This window comes from Devosia sp. GW821-FHT12F11, assembly GCF_058806655.1.
In genome coordinates, this window is record NZ_JBXAPX010000001.1 from 653,448 (window position 1) to 669,399 (window position 15,952).

General features: G+C 66.6%; 14 protein-coding genes. 6 read left to right on the top strand and 8 right to left on the bottom strand.

Features of this window, described 5'->3' with window-relative positions; all coding sequences use genetic code 11:
• Nucleotides 1-63 precede the first annotated feature (63 nt).
• From AC1ROK_RS03335 to lpdA, 3 genes are all read left to right on the top strand, one after another.
• Entirely contained in the window at nucleotides 64-2,232 is a 2,169-nt protein-coding gene (locus tag AC1ROK_RS03335; protein ID WP_492843809.1) for a transglycosylase domain-containing protein, read from the top strand.
• A gap of 100 nt (nucleotides 2,233-2,332) precedes the next feature.
• The gene (locus tag AC1ROK_RS03340) at nucleotides 2,333-3,091 is read left to right on the top strand and encodes an SDR family oxidoreductase (protein ID WP_492843811.1); all 759 of its coding nucleotides are present in this window, start codon (nucleotides 2,333-2,335) and stop codon (nucleotides 3,089-3,091) included.
• A gap of 183 nt (nucleotides 3,092-3,274) precedes the next feature.
• Nucleotides 3,275-4,681, top strand: a complete 1,407-nt coding sequence (lpdA, locus tag AC1ROK_RS03345; RefSeq protein ID WP_492843813.1) for a dihydrolipoyl dehydrogenase — start codon at nucleotides 3,275-3,277, stop codon at nucleotides 4,679-4,681.
• Nucleotides 4,682-4,861: 180 nt separating this feature from the next.
• Here the strand turns inward: lpdA and AC1ROK_RS03350 are convergent, their stop codons facing one another.
• Together AC1ROK_RS03350 and AC1ROK_RS03355 are read right to left on the bottom strand one after the other, a co-directional pair.
• Nucleotides 4,862-5,647: a M48 family metallopeptidase gene (locus AC1ROK_RS03350; protein ID WP_492843815.1), complete on the bottom strand. Its 786-nt coding sequence runs from the start codon at nucleotides 5,645-5,647 to the stop codon at nucleotides 4,862-4,864.
• A 52-nt stretch (nucleotides 5,648-5,699) separates the two neighbouring features.
• A complete protein-coding gene (locus AC1ROK_RS03355; protein ID WP_492843817.1) occupies nucleotides 5,700-6,149 on the bottom strand; it encodes a DUF2852 domain-containing protein in 450 nt (149 codons plus the stop codon).
• 144 nt (nucleotides 6,150-6,293) lie between these two features.
• On the opposite strand from AC1ROK_RS03355, the gene AC1ROK_RS03360 reads away from it, so the two are divergent.
• The 3 genes from AC1ROK_RS03360 (at nucleotide 6,294) to AC1ROK_RS03370 (ending at nucleotide 10,056) form a co-directional block, all read left to right on the top strand.
• The gene (locus AC1ROK_RS03360) at nucleotides 6,294-7,592 is read left to right on the top strand and encodes an ActS/PrrB/RegB family redox-sensitive histidine kinase (protein WP_492843819.1); all 1,299 of its coding nucleotides are present in this window, start codon (nucleotides 6,294-6,296) and stop codon (nucleotides 7,590-7,592) included.
• 199 nt (nucleotides 7,593-7,791) lie between these two features.
• Nucleotides 7,792-8,343 carry an ActR/PrrA/RegA family redox response regulator transcription factor gene (locus AC1ROK_RS03365; protein ID WP_055873645.1) on the top strand — a complete coding sequence of 184 codons (552 nt, stop codon included), beginning with the start codon at nucleotides 7,792-7,794 and terminating at the stop codon, nucleotides 8,341-8,343.
• A 42-nt stretch (nucleotides 8,344-8,385) separates the two neighbouring features.
• Nucleotides 8,386-10,056, top strand: coding sequence for an MBL fold metallo-hydrolase RNA specificity domain-containing protein (locus AC1ROK_RS03370; protein WP_492843822.1), 1,671 nt, complete (start codon nucleotides 8,386-8,388; stop codon nucleotides 10,054-10,056).
• A gap of 146 nt (nucleotides 10,057-10,202) precedes the next feature.
• On the opposite strand, the gene AC1ROK_RS03375 is transcribed toward AC1ROK_RS03370, so the two are convergent.
• The 6 genes from AC1ROK_RS03375 to AC1ROK_RS03400 form a co-directional block, all read right to left on the bottom strand.
• Nucleotides 10,203-11,339 carry an MFS transporter gene (locus AC1ROK_RS03375; protein WP_492843824.1) on the bottom strand — a complete coding sequence of 379 codons (1,137 nt, stop codon included), beginning with the start codon at nucleotides 11,337-11,339 and terminating at the stop codon, nucleotides 10,203-10,205.
• Nucleotides 11,336-12,379 (bottom strand): GNAT family N-acetyltransferase, encoded by a 1,044-nt coding sequence (locus AC1ROK_RS03380; protein WP_492843826.1) that lies wholly within the window; start codon nucleotides 12,377-12,379, stop codon nucleotides 11,336-11,338. The genes AC1ROK_RS03375 and AC1ROK_RS03380 overlap by 4 nt, the downstream gene beginning before the upstream one ends.
• Complete coding sequence (locus AC1ROK_RS03385; RefSeq protein WP_069912371.1) at nucleotides 12,369-12,830, bottom strand: MmcB family DNA repair protein; 462 nt, start codon at nucleotides 12,828-12,830, stop codon at nucleotides 12,369-12,371. Before AC1ROK_RS03385 ends, AC1ROK_RS03380 begins: the two co-directional genes overlap by 11 nt.
• Nucleotides 12,823-14,007: an MFS transporter gene (locus AC1ROK_RS03390; RefSeq protein ID WP_492843828.1), complete on the bottom strand. Its 1,185-nt coding sequence runs from the start codon at nucleotides 14,005-14,007 to the stop codon at nucleotides 12,823-12,825. Before AC1ROK_RS03390 ends, AC1ROK_RS03385 begins: the two co-directional genes overlap by 8 nt.
• Nucleotides 14,007-15,176 carry an MFS transporter gene (locus AC1ROK_RS03395; RefSeq protein ID WP_492843830.1) on the bottom strand — a complete coding sequence of 390 codons (1,170 nt, stop codon included), beginning with the start codon at nucleotides 15,174-15,176 and terminating at the stop codon, nucleotides 14,007-14,009. The genes AC1ROK_RS03390 and AC1ROK_RS03395 overlap by 1 nt, the downstream gene beginning before the upstream one ends.
• A 235-nt stretch (nucleotides 15,177-15,411) precedes the next feature.
• Nucleotides 15,412-15,945 (bottom strand): hypothetical protein, encoded by a 534-nt coding sequence (locus AC1ROK_RS03400; protein ID WP_492843832.1) that lies wholly within the window; start codon nucleotides 15,943-15,945, stop codon nucleotides 15,412-15,414.
• Nucleotides 15,946-15,952: the final 7 nt, after the last annotated feature.

Below are 15,952 nucleotides of genomic sequence, written 5' to 3' on the forward strand. Positions count from 1 at the left end.
GTCGGATGCCCGATGGCGTCCGCATGCCGCCCCTCAAAGGGAACCGGCCGCCGGACACACGCCATGCGCAAGAAGAATGCCGGGGCCCTGTTTATGGATTTTCACGTTTCGCCTGATGATCGCGTCGGCGCCACGCCCAAGAAGGGCACGCGTTCCGAGCGATCGGCGCCGGCGAAGAAGGTGGCGCGCGGCGCCCGCATCGAGCCGGGCTTTTCCGACGGCGACATCCATGTCGACGACGAGCGGCAGGAGCGCGCGCCCCGCGGCAAAACTCCGCGCGGTCGTGCCCCCAAGCCGAAAAAGTCCCGTGGCCGCCGTGAACGTCGCCCGATAACCCTGTTCGGGGTCATCTGGAAGCTGATCTCGTGGCTGTTCATCCTGGGCATCTGGGGCGCTCTCGCCGCTGGTGCGGTGGTGGTCTACTACGCCGTGCAGCTGCCATCGGCGGACACCTGGAAGGTGCCGGACCGGGCCGCCAATATCCGCATCGTCGCCGCCAACGGGCAGCTGATCTCCAACCGCGGCAAGACCGGCGGCGAGGCCGTGTCGCTGCGCGAGTTGCCGTATTATGTGCCAGCCGCCTTCGTCGCCATCGAAGACCGGCGCTTCTACGACCATTTCGGCATCGACGTGCTCGGCCTCGTCTCGGTGGCGCTCGAAAGCGTGCAGGCGGGTGAAGTGACCCGTGGCGCCTCGACCATCACCCAGCAGGTGGCCAAGAACCTCTTTCTCACCCCCGACCAGACGCTCGGCCGCAAGGTGCAGGAAGCGCTGCTCGCGGTGTGGCTGGAGCAGAACTATTCCAAGGACGATATCCTCGATCTCTACCTCAACCGCATGTTCTTCGGCCACGAGTCCTACGGCATCGAGGCCGCGTCGCAGCGCTATTTCGGCAAATCGGCGCGCAACCTGTCGCTGGGTGAAGCGGCGATGCTCGCCGGCTCGCTGCAGGCGCCGTCGCGCCTCAACCCCAAGGGCAATGCCGATGCGGTGAAGGCCCGCCAGTCCCTGGTGCTCGCCGCCATGGCCAAGGAAGGCTACATCACCCCGGCTGAGAGCAAGGCCGCGGCGATCGACCCCAACCAGACGGTGCGCACCAAGGTGGTGGGCGGCGAATCCTATGTCGCCGACTGGGTCGAAAGCCTGATGACCGCCTATCTGGGCGAAGTGAAGCAGGACGTGATCGTCCACACCACCATCAACTGGGATCTCCAGAAGGAGGCCGAGTTCGTGGTCAAGGAAGCCGTCGCCAAGTATGGCAAGGAGAAGGCCTTCACCCAGGGCGCCCTCGTCGCCATGGATGTCGACGGATCGGTGCGGGCGCTGGTCGGCGGCGTCGACTACCAGGCCAGCCAGTACAACCGGGCCGTCACGGCGCGCCGCCAGCCCGGCTCGACCTTCAAGCCGTTCGTCTATCTCGCCGGCATGGAGAAGGGCTACACGCCTGACACCATCGCCACCGACGGCCCGATCGATATCAATGGCTGGCAGCCCTCTAACGCCGATGGCAAGTATGGCGGCGACATGACCCTGCGCCAGGCGCTGGCGCTGTCGCGCAACACTGTCTCGGCGCTGCTCGCCAACGATGTCGGCCCCGACAAGGTGGTGGAAGCCGCGATGCGCATGGGCATTTCCTCGCCGCTGCAGGCGGTGCCCTCGATCGCGCTCGGCACCCAGGAAGTCTCGCTGCTCGAGTTGACGGCGGCCTATGCGCCGTTCGCCAATGGCGGCATCGGCGTCATCGCCAACGTCATCACCCGCATCGAAACCGCCGACGGCAAGGTGCTCTACGACGCCGTGGCCGCCGGCCCGGGCCGGGTGATCGAGCCCAATATCGTCGCCGAGATGAACGACATGCTGCACGCCGCGGTCGAGATCGGCACCGGCAAGCGGGCCCAGCTCAACGGCTGGCCGATGGCCGGCAAGACCGGCACCTCGCAGAAGGCTCGTGACGCGCTGTTCGTCGGCTATACCTCGCGCATGGTGGCGGGCGTCTGGCTCGGTAACGACGACGATGTCGGCACCAAGCTCTCGGGCGGCAACGTGCCGGTCGAGATCTGGAGCCAGTTCATGACCAAGGCCCATGAAGGCATTCCGGTGGCCGAACTGCCGGGCGCCATGACTCAGCCGGGCCTCGAACAGCAGCCGCTGCAGCCGATGGAACAGCCGCAGGCCGAGCGCCCGCGCCGCACCCTGGTCGACCTGCTCGGCGACATCTTCGGCGGCAACTGACCCCGAACGACATCGACCCAAAGTTGCAAGGCGGGACATGAGGTTCCGCCTTTTGCATTCGTGGCTTGGGCCGTACAGTCCCTCGCAAGGGAGGGACCTCATGTCCGATAAAGTACTTGTCGTCACCGGCGGCAGCCGCGGCATCGGGGCAGCCGTGTGCCAGCTTGCCGCCACGCGCGGTTATGGCGTGGTGGTGAACTATGCCGGCAATGTCGCGGCCGCCGAGGCGGTGTGCGCCCAGATCCATTCGCGCGGCGGCGAAGCGGTGGCGGTGCGCGGCGACGTCAGCATCGCCGAGGATGTCGAGCACATCTTCCGCGCCGCCGACCGCCTGGGCCGGGTCGCGGGTCTGGTCAACAATGCCGGCACCATCGCCACCTCGTCGCGCGTCGATGCGATGGATGCCGAGCGGATCGCCCGCATCTTCGCGGTCAACGTCAGCGGCTCGATTCTCTGTGCCGGCGCCGCGGTCAGGCGGATGTCGACCAGGCACGGCGGCAAAGGCGGTGGCATCGTCAATGTCAGCTCGGCCGCCGCCAAGCTCGGCGCGCCCGGCGTCTATGTCGACTATGCGGCGAGCAAGGGCGCCATCGACACCTTCACCGTCGGCCTCGCCCTCGAAGTGGCGGCGGAGGGCATCCGCGTCAACGGCGTCCGGCCGGGGGTGATCGACACCGAATTCCACGCCACCGGCGGCGTGCCCGACCGGGCGCAGCAGCTGGCGCCCAGCGTGCCGCTCGGCCGCGTCGGCACCGCCGAGGAGGTGGCCAACGCCATCCTGTGGCTGCTCTCCGACGATGCCGCCTATGTCACCGGCACGACCCTCGCGGTAACCGGCGGCCGGGCGGCAGCGCCCTGACGTCGATGTCGGTCGACCATGGGCGGCCGAACGCCGGCGGGCCATCGAATCATGCGCATTTCGCATGGCTCGCTCGCGACAGGGGTTCCCTCCTAACGGCGGGTAGTTTAACCCGTTTGGCAGTCCTATATCGGCAGCGCGGGCGCCACTCCCCAGGCGCCGTTTGAGCCTCTCGGAGACATCATGGCGGACACTTTCGACCTCACCGTAATCGGCTCCGGCCCGGGTGGATACGTCGCGGCAATCCGGGCGGCACAGCTCGGCATGAAAGTCGCGGTGGTCGAGAAGTGGCCGACCTTCGGCGGTACCTGCCTCAACATCGGCTGCATTCCGAGCAAGGCCCTGCTGCATGCCTCGGAACTGTTCGAGGAAGCCGGCCATCAGTTCCGCCAGTTCGGCATCGACGTGACCCCGCAGCTGAATTTGAAGCAGATGCTGGCGCACAAGGACGACACCGTTACCGCCAACGTCTCGGGCATCGAGTTCCTGTTCAAGAAGAACAAGATCACCACCTTCCGCGGCACCGGCTCGATCCCCGCCGAGGGCAAGGTACTGGTGACGCCGGAGAGCGGCGCCCCCACCACCATCGAAACCAAAAACATCCTGATCGCCACCGGCTCGGTGCCGATCAGCCTGCCGGGCATCGAGATCGACGAGAACAAGGTGGTGTCCTCGACCGGCGCGCTGGCATTCCAGGAAGTGCCCAAGCGCCTGCTGGTGATCGGCGGCGGCATCATCGGCCTGGAGCTCGGTTCGGTCTGGGGCCGGCTTGGTTCCAAGGTGCAGGTGGTCGAGTTCCTCGACCGAATCCTCCCCGGCCTCGACAGCGAGGCGGCACGCCAGACGCAGCGGAACCTGCAGAAGCAGGGCATGGAGTTCAAGCTCTCGACCAAGGTGACGGCGATCGAGAAGCTGGGCGACGGTTCGGTCCGCGCCCGGCTCGAGCCGGCAGGCGGTGGCGAGGCGAGCTTCGCCGAAGCCGATGCGGTGCTGGTGGCGGTCGGCCGCAAGCCGTTCACGGAAGGCCTCGGGCTCGAGGGTGCCGGCGTGGCGCTCGACGAGCGTGGCCGGGTCCGCACCGACGCGCAGTTCAAGACCAACGTGCCGGGCATCTATGCCATCGGCGATGTGGTGGCGGGCGCCATGCTGGCGCACAAGGCAATGGACGAAGGGCACGCGGTGGCCGAGATCATCGCCGGCCAGCAGCCGCATGTGAACTACGGCACCATCCCTTCGGTGATGTACACGAGCCCGGAAGTCGCCTGGGTCGGCAAGTCCGAGGACGAGCTGAAGGCGGCCGGCATCGAGTACAAGGCCGGCAAGTTCCCCTTCACCGCCAATGGCCGCGCCAAGGCGATGCTGGCGACGCAGGGCTATGTGAAGATCCTCGCCGATGTCGCCACCGACCGGGTGCTCGGCGCCCAGATCATCGCCAAGAACGCCGGCGAGATGATCCACGAGATCGTCGTGCTGATGGAGTTCTCCGGCTCCGCCGAAGACCTCGGCCGCACCACCCATGCGCATCCGACACTGTCGGAAGCGGTGAAGGAAGCCGCACTGATGTGCGGCGACGGCGCGATCCATATTTGATCTGAGGGATTGGCCCCCTTTGCCCCTCTCCCCTGAGGGGAGAGGGTAGTGCAGCTAGGACCGGCAGGTCCGTAGCGGAACTAGGGTGAGGGGTTCAGCTTTTCAGCGAGCGCGCGTTGCGCCGCTTCACCCCTCAACCGGCCTTCGGCCACCTTCTCCCCTGAGGGGAGAAGGGAAGGACTACTCCAGCCCGTAGCCCATCAGCACCTTGCCGTGTGCCTTGAGCCAGGCCTTGCCTTTGGTCATGTCGGGCAGGGCTTTCTCGACCGCCTTCCAGAAGTTCGGCGAGTGGTTCATGTGGACGAGGTGCGCGACTTCGTGCGCCGCCACATAGTCCAGCACGAAGGGCGGCGCGAGGATCAGCCGCCAGTTGTAGTTGAGCCGGCCTGACGAGGAGCACGAGCCCCATCGGGTCGCCTGGCTGCGCATCGACACCGATTTCACTTCGACGCCCAGCGTCGCCGCATGGATGTCCGAACGTTCGGCGAGGTCGCGCTGCGCTTGCGTCTTCAGCCATTCGGTCAGTCGGCGCGGGATATGCGCGGCCTCGCCCGGCACCAGCAGCGACAGTTCGCCGTCGATCTCCGACACCTCGACCCGGCCGCGCAGCCGGCCCGTCGCGTGGATACGATGCGGTACGCCGCGCAGCGGCAGCACTTCGCCATCGGCGAAGGCGGTGCGTGGAGCGCTGCGCTTCAGCCGGGCCGCCAGCCAGCCGCGATGCCGGTTGAGAAAGCCCTCCGCCTCGGGCCAGCGGCCGGTCCGCGGCAGGGTCAGCACCGGATTGCCGTGATGCGGCACGGTCAGCCGGTAGCTCTTGGCCCGCGGGCTCACCTTCACCGCGATCTCCACCGGCTCGCCGTCGATGACGAGGGTGGTCGCGGCCGGCACCTTGGGCGCCTTGGCGGGGAACAGGAAGTTCATGCGGCTGATCATCGCCGATTCGAGGTGAAACGCTGACGACAAAAAAACGCCCCTCGAAAGGGGCGCAGTCGTCAGGAGGAGGGGGACGGGAGAACTAGACGTTCGTCCCGTTATTCTGGTCGCCGCCATAGTTCGGGCGGCTGCCGTTCTTGTCGCGCATGAAGCGGTCGAACTCTTCGCGATCCTTGGCCATGCGGAGGTTGCGCATGTACTCGTGGAAGGCATTGATCTCTTCATCGAGCCGGCGGCGTTCCTCTTCGAGGCGCTTGAGCTGCTCGGCGCGGTAGTCGTCGAAGGCGGCATTGCCGCTTGAGTTGCGGAAGCCGTGGTGACGGAACCCGTTGGCGCGGGGGCCGCAGTTTTCGGCCCAGTTGCGGGATCGGTTGACGAACCCCTGAGCCTTTTCCGCCGAGCCGCCGAACATCTCGCCCCACAGGATGTAGGCGAGGATGGCGAGGCCGAGCGGCCACCAGAGAACGAAGCCCAGGACCATCAAAGCGATGGTCAGCGGGCCCCATTGCGGTTTGATAATCGCAGTGTGCATTGGACTTTCTCCCAGTCACGAACTGCTTCGATGTGGTCCCATCGGACTGGGGGTCAAGCGTTTCGCTCACGCTTTTTTGCCCTTGAAATGCCATGCTAGACTTCCCATGCGGGCCGAAATCACGTGCCTGGAAAGGATGATTCCATGGCATTGGCGGACACATCGGCAATCCTGCCGGGCAATTGGCGGCCCCTCAGGCTGGCGACGCTGGTCGGACTGCGCTGGCTGGCGATCGTCGGGCAGACGGTCGGTGTGCTGTTCGTGCAGTTCGGGCTCAACTTTCCGCTGCCCTTGACCGAATGCCTGATGCTGATCGGGCTGTCGGTGCTGCTCAACCTGTGGGTGATCTTCCGGCTCGGCGAGGGTTATCGGACGACCGCTACCGTCGCGACGGTGCATCTGAGTTTCGACCTGTGCCAGCTGGCGTCGCTGCTGGCGCTGACCGGCGGGCTGCAGAACCCGTTCTCGCTGCTGCTGCTGGCGCCGGTCTCGGTGTCGGCGACGACCCTGCCGCAGCGCTCGACGGTGATCCTCGCAGCGCTCGCCATCGCACTCGCCACGCTGCTCTCGGTCTATCACATGGACCTGCCGTGGGACCCGGATTCACGCATCGTCTTCGACCGGGTCTATGTCATCGGCATCTGGGTCTCGATCCTCTGTGGCACCATCTTCATCGCGGCCTATACCAACCGGGTGGCGCACGAGGCGCGTCAGCTCGCCGATGCGCTGGCAGCCACCGAACTGGCGCTGTCGCGGCACGAGCAACTGAGCGCCCTCGATGGTCTCGCGGCAGCAGCGGCGCATGAGCTCGGCACCCCGCTTTCCACCATCGCGCTGGCGGCGCGCGAGATCCGCGACGAGGTGCCGGAAGGGCCGGTGCGCGAGGATATCGAGCTGATCATGTCGCAGGCGGCGCGCTGCCGCGAAATCCTGGGCAAGCTCAGGAGTCTGCGCGATACGCCGGGCGACCCGTTCGCCGCCGTGCCGGTTTCGGCGCTGCTCGCCGAAGTGGTCAAGCCGCTCGAAGGCGGCGGCAAGGTGATCTCGGTGCGGACCGGCGCGGGCAATGGCAGCGAGCCGGTGATCCGCCGCAATGCCGGGCTGCTCTATGGGCTCGGCAATCTCATCGACAACGCTGCGCAGTTTGCCGAGCGCGCCGTGCTGGTCGAGGCCAGCTGGGACAAGCAGGCGCTGACCGTGACCATCACCGACGATGGTCCGGGTTTCCCGTCCGACCTCATCACCCGGCTGGGCGAGCCCTATCTCACCACACGGCCGCGCAACGCCGACGATGGCGAGCCGGGCGGGCTGGGCCTCGGCATCTTCATCTCCAAGACCCTGCTCGAGCGCACCGGCGCCAAGCTCAGCTTCGAGAACGAGGCGGCAGATGGCCATGCCCGGGTCCGCTTGATCTGGCCACGCGCGGCCATCGCTGAGGTATGAGGGACCACTTGGTCGGCAGCCCACACTGGCGTCATTCCCGCGCAGGCGGGAACCCAGTGCGATCTCTCAACCTCCACTGGCGCTGCAGCATCCCACTAGGTGCCGGCCTACGCGGGAATGACGTCTGTGGGTGGGCCAGCGTGGCTCCACCCTGCCCATATTTTGACCTTTTGCTCAAAAGACCCTACATGAGGCGGCGATGAGCACAGTCGATGAACTCCTTGCGGCCGACCGTACCCTGCTTCTGGTCGATGACGACAAGACCTTCCTGACCCGCCTCGAGCGGGCCATGCAGAAACGTGGCTTCGATGTCCGCATTGCCGACACCGTGGCCGGCGGCCTCGCCGCCGTCTCCGAAGCACCCCCGGCCTATGCCGTGGTCGACCTGCGGCTCGAGGATGGCAACGGCCTCGACGTGGTCGCGGCTTTGCACCAGAAGCGCGGCGATGCCCGTGCGGTGGTCCTCACCGGCTACGGCAATATCGCCACCGCGGTGACCGCGGTGAAGCTCGGTGCGGTGGATTACCTGAGTAAACCCGCCGACGCCGAGGATGTGATCAACGCGCTGCTCGCCACCGGCAACAAGCCGCCCGAGCCGCCGGAGAACCCGATGTCGGCCGATCGGGTACGCTGGGAGCATATCCAGCGGGTCTATGAGCTTTGCGACCGCAATGTCTCGGAGACGGCGCGCCGGCTCAACATGCATCGACGCACGCTGCAGCGCATTCTCGCCAAGCGCGCCCCGAAATAAGCCTGTCACACTGAGATCAGATAGTCCGCCCGGGAGGCCACGATGACCGTCACGCTACACTTCCACGGGGCGTCGGGCACCGTGACCGGCTCGTGCTATCGCGTGGTGCACCCCAAAGGGCAGTTCCTCGTCGATTGCGGCATGTTCCAGGGCAACAAGACCGTCCGCGATCTCAACTACAAGCCGTTCCCGTTCGATCCCAAGGCGATCGATTTCCTGCTGTTGACGCATGCTCATATCGACCATGCGGGTCTGCTGCCGCGGCTGACCCATCTGGGGTATCGCAAGCCGATCTGGGCCACCGAGCCGACCAACGGGCTGCTCGAATACCTGCTCCCCGATGCCGCCGGCATCCAGGAGAGCGAGGCCGACCGCGAGACCAAGAAGCGCAGCCGCCGCGCCGAGGAGCCGTTCCAGCCGCTCTACGTCATGGAAGACGCCAACCAGGCGCTGAAGCTCACCAAGGGTCTCAAGTACGAGGAATGGATTACCCCCGGCCCCGGCGTGCGGGCCCGCTACTGGAATGCCGGCCACATTCTCGGCTCGGCCTCGATCGAAGTCGAGGTCGAGGACAGCAACGGCAAGCCCATCCGCATCCTGTTCTCCGGCGATCTCGGCCCGGACGTGAAGGTGTTCTGGGAGGCGCCCGACGCGCCGGCCGGCTACGACTACATCCTCAGTGAATCGACCTATGGCGGCCGCGAACGCGAGGACTACACGCTCAAGCAGCGCCAGGAAGCGCTGAAGACCGAGATCAACACTGCGCTCGCCCGTGGCGGCAACCTGGTGATCCCGACCTTCGCCGTCGAGCGCAGCCAGGAGCTGCTGCATGATATCGGCTACCTGATCAAGAACGGCGAAATCAGCCCCAGCCTCGTCTTCCTCGACAGCCCGCTGGCCAGCAAGGTGACCGGCGTCTACCGCAAGTATGCCGCGATGTTCGATGACGTCGAGCTGAGCGCCGACGAGCTGTTCAACGATTCCCGCTTCCGCATCGTCGAAAGCGTCGATGAGAGCAAGGCGATCAACTCGATCCGCGGCGGCGCCATCATCATGTCGGCCTCCGGCATGGCCGATGCCGGCCGCATCAAGCACCATCTCAGGAACAACCTGCCGCGCGCCAACGCCACCGTGCTGTTCGTCGGCTACCAGGCGCCCGGTACGCTCGGCCAGATCATCCAGTCTGGCGCCAGGGAAGTGCGCATCCATTCCGAGCTGGTGCCGGTGCGGGCGCAGGTGCGCAGCCTCGGCAACTACTCGGCGCATGCCGACCACTCCGAGCTCGTCGCCTGGGTCACCAAGCGTCTGCCGGCGCATGGTGCGATCTTCCTGACCCATGGCGAGGATGAGGAGCGCAAGGCCCTGCGCGCCGCGTTGATGCACGACGATGGCCTCGCCGGCGACCAGGTGCTGATGCCGCTGCTCGACGATGCCTTCGAGCTGCGGGCCGAAGGTATCGCCGGCGTCGCCCGCCCGGCCGAGCGCCGCGTCGACCTCACGCAGATCACCGCCGACTGGCACAACGCCTATGCCAGCTTCATCATCGATCTGAGCCACCAGCTGCAGAGCGCCCCCAGCGACGCACAGCGCATCGCGGTGATGGAGGCGCTGAAGGCGACGCTGTCCAGTACCGGGCCGGTGACCCCGCCGCTGCCGATGAAGACCCAGGCCGGCAGCGCCCCGGTGCTGCACGGCGAACCGAGCGGCGAGTAAGCTCTCGCGCAACAACCACTGCCGTCATTCCCGCGAAGGCGGGAACCCAGTGCGATCTGTCCACCTCCACCCGAGTGGCAGCATCCCACTAGGTTCCCGCCTTCGCGGGAATGACGGCGGAGCAGGTTCTCAGGCGGGGGGCAGCCTCACCCCTTCCGCGGCTCCAGATACCGCGCCAGATAGAACGCCAGCAGCAGGGGCGGCAGCAGCACCGCGAAGGTGATGCGGATCGACGCCACATTGGCGATCCAGCCCAGCAGCGCTGGCGCACCGAGCAGCAGCAGTTGCTGGCTCATGGTCAGCGCCGCGACATTCTCCGAGGCCGGACGATCGCCGAGCCGGGCCGCCGCCGAGGCGGAGAGTGGGAACGACACGCAGACCCCGAAGCCGATCAGCGTGAAGCCGCAAAGCGCCACGATCAGGTTCGGCGACAACACCACCAGCAGCAGCCCGACCAGGGCCACCACCGTCAGCCCGCGCGCCAGCGCCACCGGGCCCCAGCGGTGCACGGCGCGGTCGGCGAGCAGCCGACCGATCGACTGCGCCGTCATGAAGGCCGGCAGCGTCAGCGTATCGATCCAGTCGGGGGCGACGAAACTGTCGCGCATGAAGATCACCGACCAGTTGCGGAGGCCCCCTTCGAGCAGCGAGGCGCCGATGGCATAACCGAGCAGCAGCAGCGTCATCGGCGTCGGCAGCGCGATGCGGAAGCCCTTGACCGTGGCGCTGTGCGGACGCGCCGGCGCCGCCTGCATCGGCCAGGCGAACAGCGCTATCCCGACGAGCACTGGTCCGAGGACGAGGGCAAAGTGCAGCGCCGGCGCGACATTGGCGCCGCGCATCGCCGTGCCGATCAGCGAGGCGGTGAGCAACCCGATGCTCCAGATGCCGTGGCAGGTGTTCATCAGCCGCCGACCCGAGGCGGCTTCCACCCGGTCGGCCTCGACATTGATCGAGACGTTGCTGAACGCGAACACCGCGCCAAACACGGCGAAGCCGAGCCACATGACGACGAGGCTCGGCGCCAGGGCGATGCCGACCAGCACCAGCCCGAGGAGGGGAATCGTCGTGAGGATGATCACCCGGGTGCCGAGCCGCTCGACCACCTGGCTGGCGAACAGGAACGAGACGATGGCGCCCGCCGGCTGGCCGAGCAGCGCCAACCCGAGCTGCGCCTCGTTCAACCCCAGCGCCAGCTGCATGTCGGGGATACGACTGAACATGCCGCCCTGCGCCAGCGCATGGAGGAAGAACACGATGACGATCGGCGGCGGCAGGGTCACTTGAGGCGGATACTCTCAATGGTGGAGGTACGCATTGTCGGCCTGAGGCGCTGCTTCCACTCGAGCGCGCCGACCCCCAGGTCGAACTCGGCCAGCCGGCGCTGGAACGCCGATTCGATGAGCAGCAGCGTCAGCGTGCGGCCGGGCGAATGGCTGGCAAACTCCGGGTCATGGGCAATCTTCGAGAAGAAGGCGGCATCGCGCTCGATGAACACCAGCGCTGCGGCCAGGATCCGGCCCTCGCTGCGGAGCGATGCCACCCATGTTTCGGGCACGTCGTCCTCGCCGTCGGTGAACGACGCGAAGAAGCGGTCGACATAGCCACTGCTCAGCCAGTCGGCCTCCTGGCGCGTCCGATCGAGCCAGCTGCGTTTGCTGTCGAAGCACCATTGCACCACCTCACTGGCCGCTGCGCCGGTCTCCTTTGTGTAGACGACGCCGGTATCGGCGAAGCGGCGGAGGCGCCGCTGGTGATCCGAGCGGAGACTGGATGAGAGCGAGCCGAGATAGCTCGGGAAATCCGCATATTCGGCCAGCGCGACGTAGGGGCTCGGCCACTCGAGCAAGACGCGCTGTTCCAGCCCGGCGGACCGTATGGCCGCCCGCAGCGGGGAGAGATCGCGCAGATAGCGGGTGGCGATCTTTGCCTGGAGGACGGTCGCCTGGAGCAGTGCATCGAGCAACAGTTCCGCCTGCAATTCGGTACTGTCCGACGGCCGCCAGAGCAGGTCGTGATATTGCGGTGTGCCGGAGGCGAGGAACTCGAACTGCGGCTTCAGTCGCCGCTGGCCGAGCACGAACGCGCCGGCCATCATCAGCACGCCGCGCTGACGGACGAGGATCACCCGCAATCGATTGGGGAAGTGTCGCCAGCGCAGTGACCACGAGAGTCGCAGCCAGCGATGGCGGAGGAACGGCGTCGGATGCGCGGCCGCGGCGAACAGTTCGCGCCATTCGGCCTCGATGGCGCAGAAGGCGCCGAACGAGCGCAGCACGGTGACCGTGACCCCCTGGTCCCCGGCCAGGTGCCTAGAGGTCATTGGGGTCCATCAGCACGTGGATGCGATCGGCGCCGAGCCGGGTGAGCTTCAGCAGCATGGCCTTGCGCCGCGCCGGCGGCAGCGGCGTCTCTTCCGCCATCCGGAGGATCGCCGCATCGTGCCCGTCGCCGACCATCAGGCCCTCACTTTGCGGGAAGATGTCGGGGTCGAGCTCGGGCGGCTTGGCAAAAAAGAAGCGGTCGCAGAATTCCTTGTAGTTCGGCCACTTGCGGTCGACCTGGAAGTCGACCAGCGACGACTTGATCTCGACGATCCAGATCTCGCCCTTGGGCCCCACCGCCAGCACGTCGGCGCGCCGCCCATTGCTGAGCGGCACCTCGGCGTAGCAGCAGAAATCATGGGCGTTGCGCAGGAACCGCATCACCCCGCGTTGCACCCGAAGCGCCGTCGGCGATTGCCGGAGGTCGACGATCGGTGGCAGTTCAGCCATGGGGCGTGGCGGGCTCCGGTTCGGTGATGAGCGGCGTCGGCCTGGCCGACAGCGCCCGGATCACCAGCAGCGCCGCAATGATCAGCGGCACGCAGACGAAATACGACATGCGGATGCCAAAGCTCTCGGCGACGAAGCCGAGCAGCGGCGGCCCGAGGAAGAACACGACGAACGTCATCTGACCGAGCGAGGCGACATTGACCGAAGCCGGCCGGTCGGTGCGCTGCGCCGCCGCCGAGACGGCTAGCGGGTAAACCGACGAACAGCCCAGCCCCATCAGCATGAAGCCGAACAGCGCGACGAACGGGTGCGGCGCAAAGCCGACGATGATCAGGCCGACCGCGGCGATGCCGAGCAGGGCGCCGGCGACGACACGCGGGCTGTAGCGCTCGACTACCGGATCCATGAACAGCCGGGCCAGCGCCATGAACAGCGAGAAGATGGTGATCGACAGCCCGCCGATGAACGGCGCCACGTCGAACACGTCACGCATGTAGATCGCCGACCAGTCGATGCCGGCGCCTTCGACGAGCAGCGGCGCCGCGCCGATCAGGCAGAGTGGCAACAGGCCGATGGTGGGGAACGCGACAAGCGGCATCTTGCCGTCGTGGCTGTCGGCCCGCGCCGGGGCGTTCTCGATCTTGGAAAAGACGAAGAAGCCGGCGATCACCACTACGACGAGAGCGACGAAGGTGTGCATATGCACCGAGACGCCGGCCTGGCGAACGCCGGCCGAAATGAACGCGGTGACGAAGAAGCCTAGGCTCCACATGCCGTGCGCCCGGCTCATGATGCGGGTGCCGAGCTGGGCTTCGTGCCGGTCGGTCTCGAGGTTGACGTTGATCTCGAGCGCCCCGGCAAACAGCCCGGCGATGAAGAACACCGGCAGCAGCAGGATGGCCGAGGGGATCCATGGCACGATCGCATACATGGTCGAGGCGCCGAACACCGTAACGAAGGCGGTGGTGCGCGCCCCGTATTTCTCGATCAGCGGGCTCGAGAAGGTGAGGCCGCACAAGGCGCCGATCGACATGGCGATCAGCGTCAGGCCGAGCTGGCCCTCGGTGAGGTTGAGTGAACGCTGCAGGTCCGGCAGGCGACTCAGCAGTGCCCCCATCGACAGCGCGAAGACGAAGAAAATCCCATAGACCCGCTGATGCGGCTTCAGACTAAACATCAATCAACCTCATGCCGGATCGGCTTGGCGCCCAGCGCCCCGGCGAAAACCAGGCTTAGAATAACCAGCGGGATGCCGATACCGAACGACCAGCGGATGCCGAAATGTTCGGCAACATAACCCAGAAGCGGCGGCCCGAGGAGGAAGGCAACGAACGAAATCTGCGCCAAGGAGGCCACATTGGTCGCCGCCGGCCGATCGGTGCGCTGCGCAGCTGCCGACATGGCGAGCGGGAAGATCACCGAGGTGCCCACTCCCATCAGGCCGAAGCCGACCAGCGACAGCCAGTCGACCGGCGAGAAGAACACGATCACCGCGCCGACCCCGAGCACGCTGAGCAGCACGCGCGACACCAGCGTCGGGCTGTAGCGCTCGACGAACGGGTCGGCGAAGAACCGCGTCACCGCCTGGGTGAAGGCGCCGAGCGCCACCGCGAACCCGGCAAGGAACGGCGACACCTGGAACTCGTCCCGCATGTAGATCGCCGACCAGTCGATGCCGGCGCCTTCCATGATCATGGCCGAGAGCGTCACCGCCACCAGCACCATGATGGCAAGGGTGGGCGCGGCAAAACGTGGCGCCTCCTCGGTCGAGGCGCCGGTACGGTGCGGCGCCGGGGTGAAGCGGCCAAGCAGCAGCGCCACGCCGACGACCACCACAGGGATCATCAGGAGGAGGTGCAACTGCACGCTGAGCCCGGTCTGCGCGATCCCGGCGCTGACGATGCCGGCCGAAAAGAAGCCAAAGCTCCAGAAAGCGTGCGAGCGGTTCATGATGCGGCGCCCGATCATGTGCTCGGTCCGATCCGCCTCGAGGTTGAGGATGATCTCGATGCCGCCGATGACCAGACCGACCGGCACGAGGAGGAGGAAGAAGGCGAGGGGTCCCGTGGCGAACGAGGCGAGGGCGTATCCCAGCGCCAACAACGGGATAAGCGTCAGGATGGCGCGGCGATAGCCGAAGCGGTCGAGCAGCGCTCCGGCAAAGCTCAGCGAGATCAGCGTGCCCAATGCCGCGCCGATCAGCCCGAGGCCGAGCGCCCCCTCCTCGATCCCCATGGCGTGCTGGATATCGGGCAGGCGCGGCGGCAGGCTCCCCATGCAGAACGAATAGATGAAGAAGCCGCCATACACCCGCTGCTGCGGCGGCAACTCGATACCGAATCTCATCTTGGGGGAACTCGCGGGTAGGAAACCGCGGGACCCTAGTAAAATCGGTTCAAAGGGGCAAGGCGAGGTTTGTTATGGGGAGCATTGGTGGGGCCGGATCGGCAGCTAGCTCGCCTCACTCACCGGCGTCATCCCCGCGAAGGCGGGGACCCAGTGCGATTTCTCAGCCTCCACCAGCGCTGCGGCATCCCACTAGGTTCCCGCCTTCGCGGGAATGACGCCGGTGGTCGTGGCCCTAAACCGCCACCTGCATCTCATCGCGCATCACGCTCACCCCGCGGGCCGGTGAGCGGATGATTTCCAGGCGGCGATATTGCAGGCCGGAGCGGCCATGCGTCTGCTGCGCGCCGCGGTCGGGGCCGAGATAGGTGGCGGTCTCGAAGTAGACCTGGGTGTGGTCGACCAGCCGCTCCAGCCGGCTCGCCACGCTCTGTTGGGTGAACGGCAGCGTCAGCACGTCGTCGAACCCCATCTCGACGCAGGTCTTGATCGCTTCGACCAGGGGGCTTTCGGAGAAGTAGACCATCGGCGAGAAGCGGATGCGGCGGCTGGGCGAGAAGCGGATGGCATCGGCGACGGCCTTGAGCCCGCTCACCTCGTCGACAGCGGCGAACAGGAAGAACAGCAGCGGGGTCTGCTGCGCCTGGGTTTCGGCGGTAGCGATGCCGGCATAGCTCTGGACGATTGGGAAGCCCAACCCGCGCGCCAGATCCGTCAGCGCTGCCCCCGGTCCATCCGGGGGGCCGACCACATAGGCGCAGGCCCGCATCAACGGC

Coding starts and splice junctions, on each gene's coding strand:
- AC1ROK_RS03400 (WP_492843832.1), bottom strand. CDS start 15,945: ATGCGGGCCTGCGCCTATGTGGTCGGCCCCCCGGATGGACCGGGGGCA.
- AC1ROK_RS03335 (WP_492843809.1), top strand. CDS start 64: ATGCGCAAGAAGAATGCCGGGGCCCTGTTTATGGATTTTCACGTTTCG.
- AC1ROK_RS03370 (WP_492843822.1), top strand. CDS start 8,386: ATGACCGTCACGCTACACTTCCACGGGGCGTCGGGCACCGTGACCGGC.
- AC1ROK_RS03360 (WP_492843819.1), top strand. CDS start 6,294: ATGGCATTGGCGGACACATCGGCAATCCTGCCGGGCAATTGGCGGCCC.
- AC1ROK_RS03395 (WP_492843830.1), bottom strand. CDS start 15,176: ATGAGATTCGGTATCGAGTTGCCGCCGCAGCAGCGGGTGTATGGCGGC.
- AC1ROK_RS03380 (WP_492843826.1), bottom strand. CDS start 12,379: ATGACCTCTAGGCACCTGGCCGGGGACCAGGGGGTCACGGTCACCGTG.
- lpdA (WP_492843813.1), top strand. CDS start 3,275: ATGGCGGACACTTTCGACCTCACCGTAATCGGCTCCGGCCCGGGTGGA.
- AC1ROK_RS03355 (WP_492843817.1), bottom strand. CDS start 6,149: ATGCACACTGCGATTATCAAACCGCAATGGGGCCCGCTGACCATCGCT.
- AC1ROK_RS03365 (WP_055873645.1), top strand. CDS start 7,792: ATGAGCACAGTCGATGAACTCCTTGCGGCCGACCGTACCCTGCTTCTG.
- AC1ROK_RS03385 (WP_069912371.1), bottom strand. CDS start 12,830: ATGGCTGAACTGCCACCGATCGTCGACCTCCGGCAATCGCCGACGGCG.
- AC1ROK_RS03390 (WP_492843828.1), bottom strand. CDS start 14,007: ATGTTTAGTCTGAAGCCGCATCAGCGGGTCTATGGGATTTTCTTCGTC.
- AC1ROK_RS03340 (WP_492843811.1), top strand. CDS start 2,333: ATGTCCGATAAAGTACTTGTCGTCACCGGCGGCAGCCGCGGCATCGGG.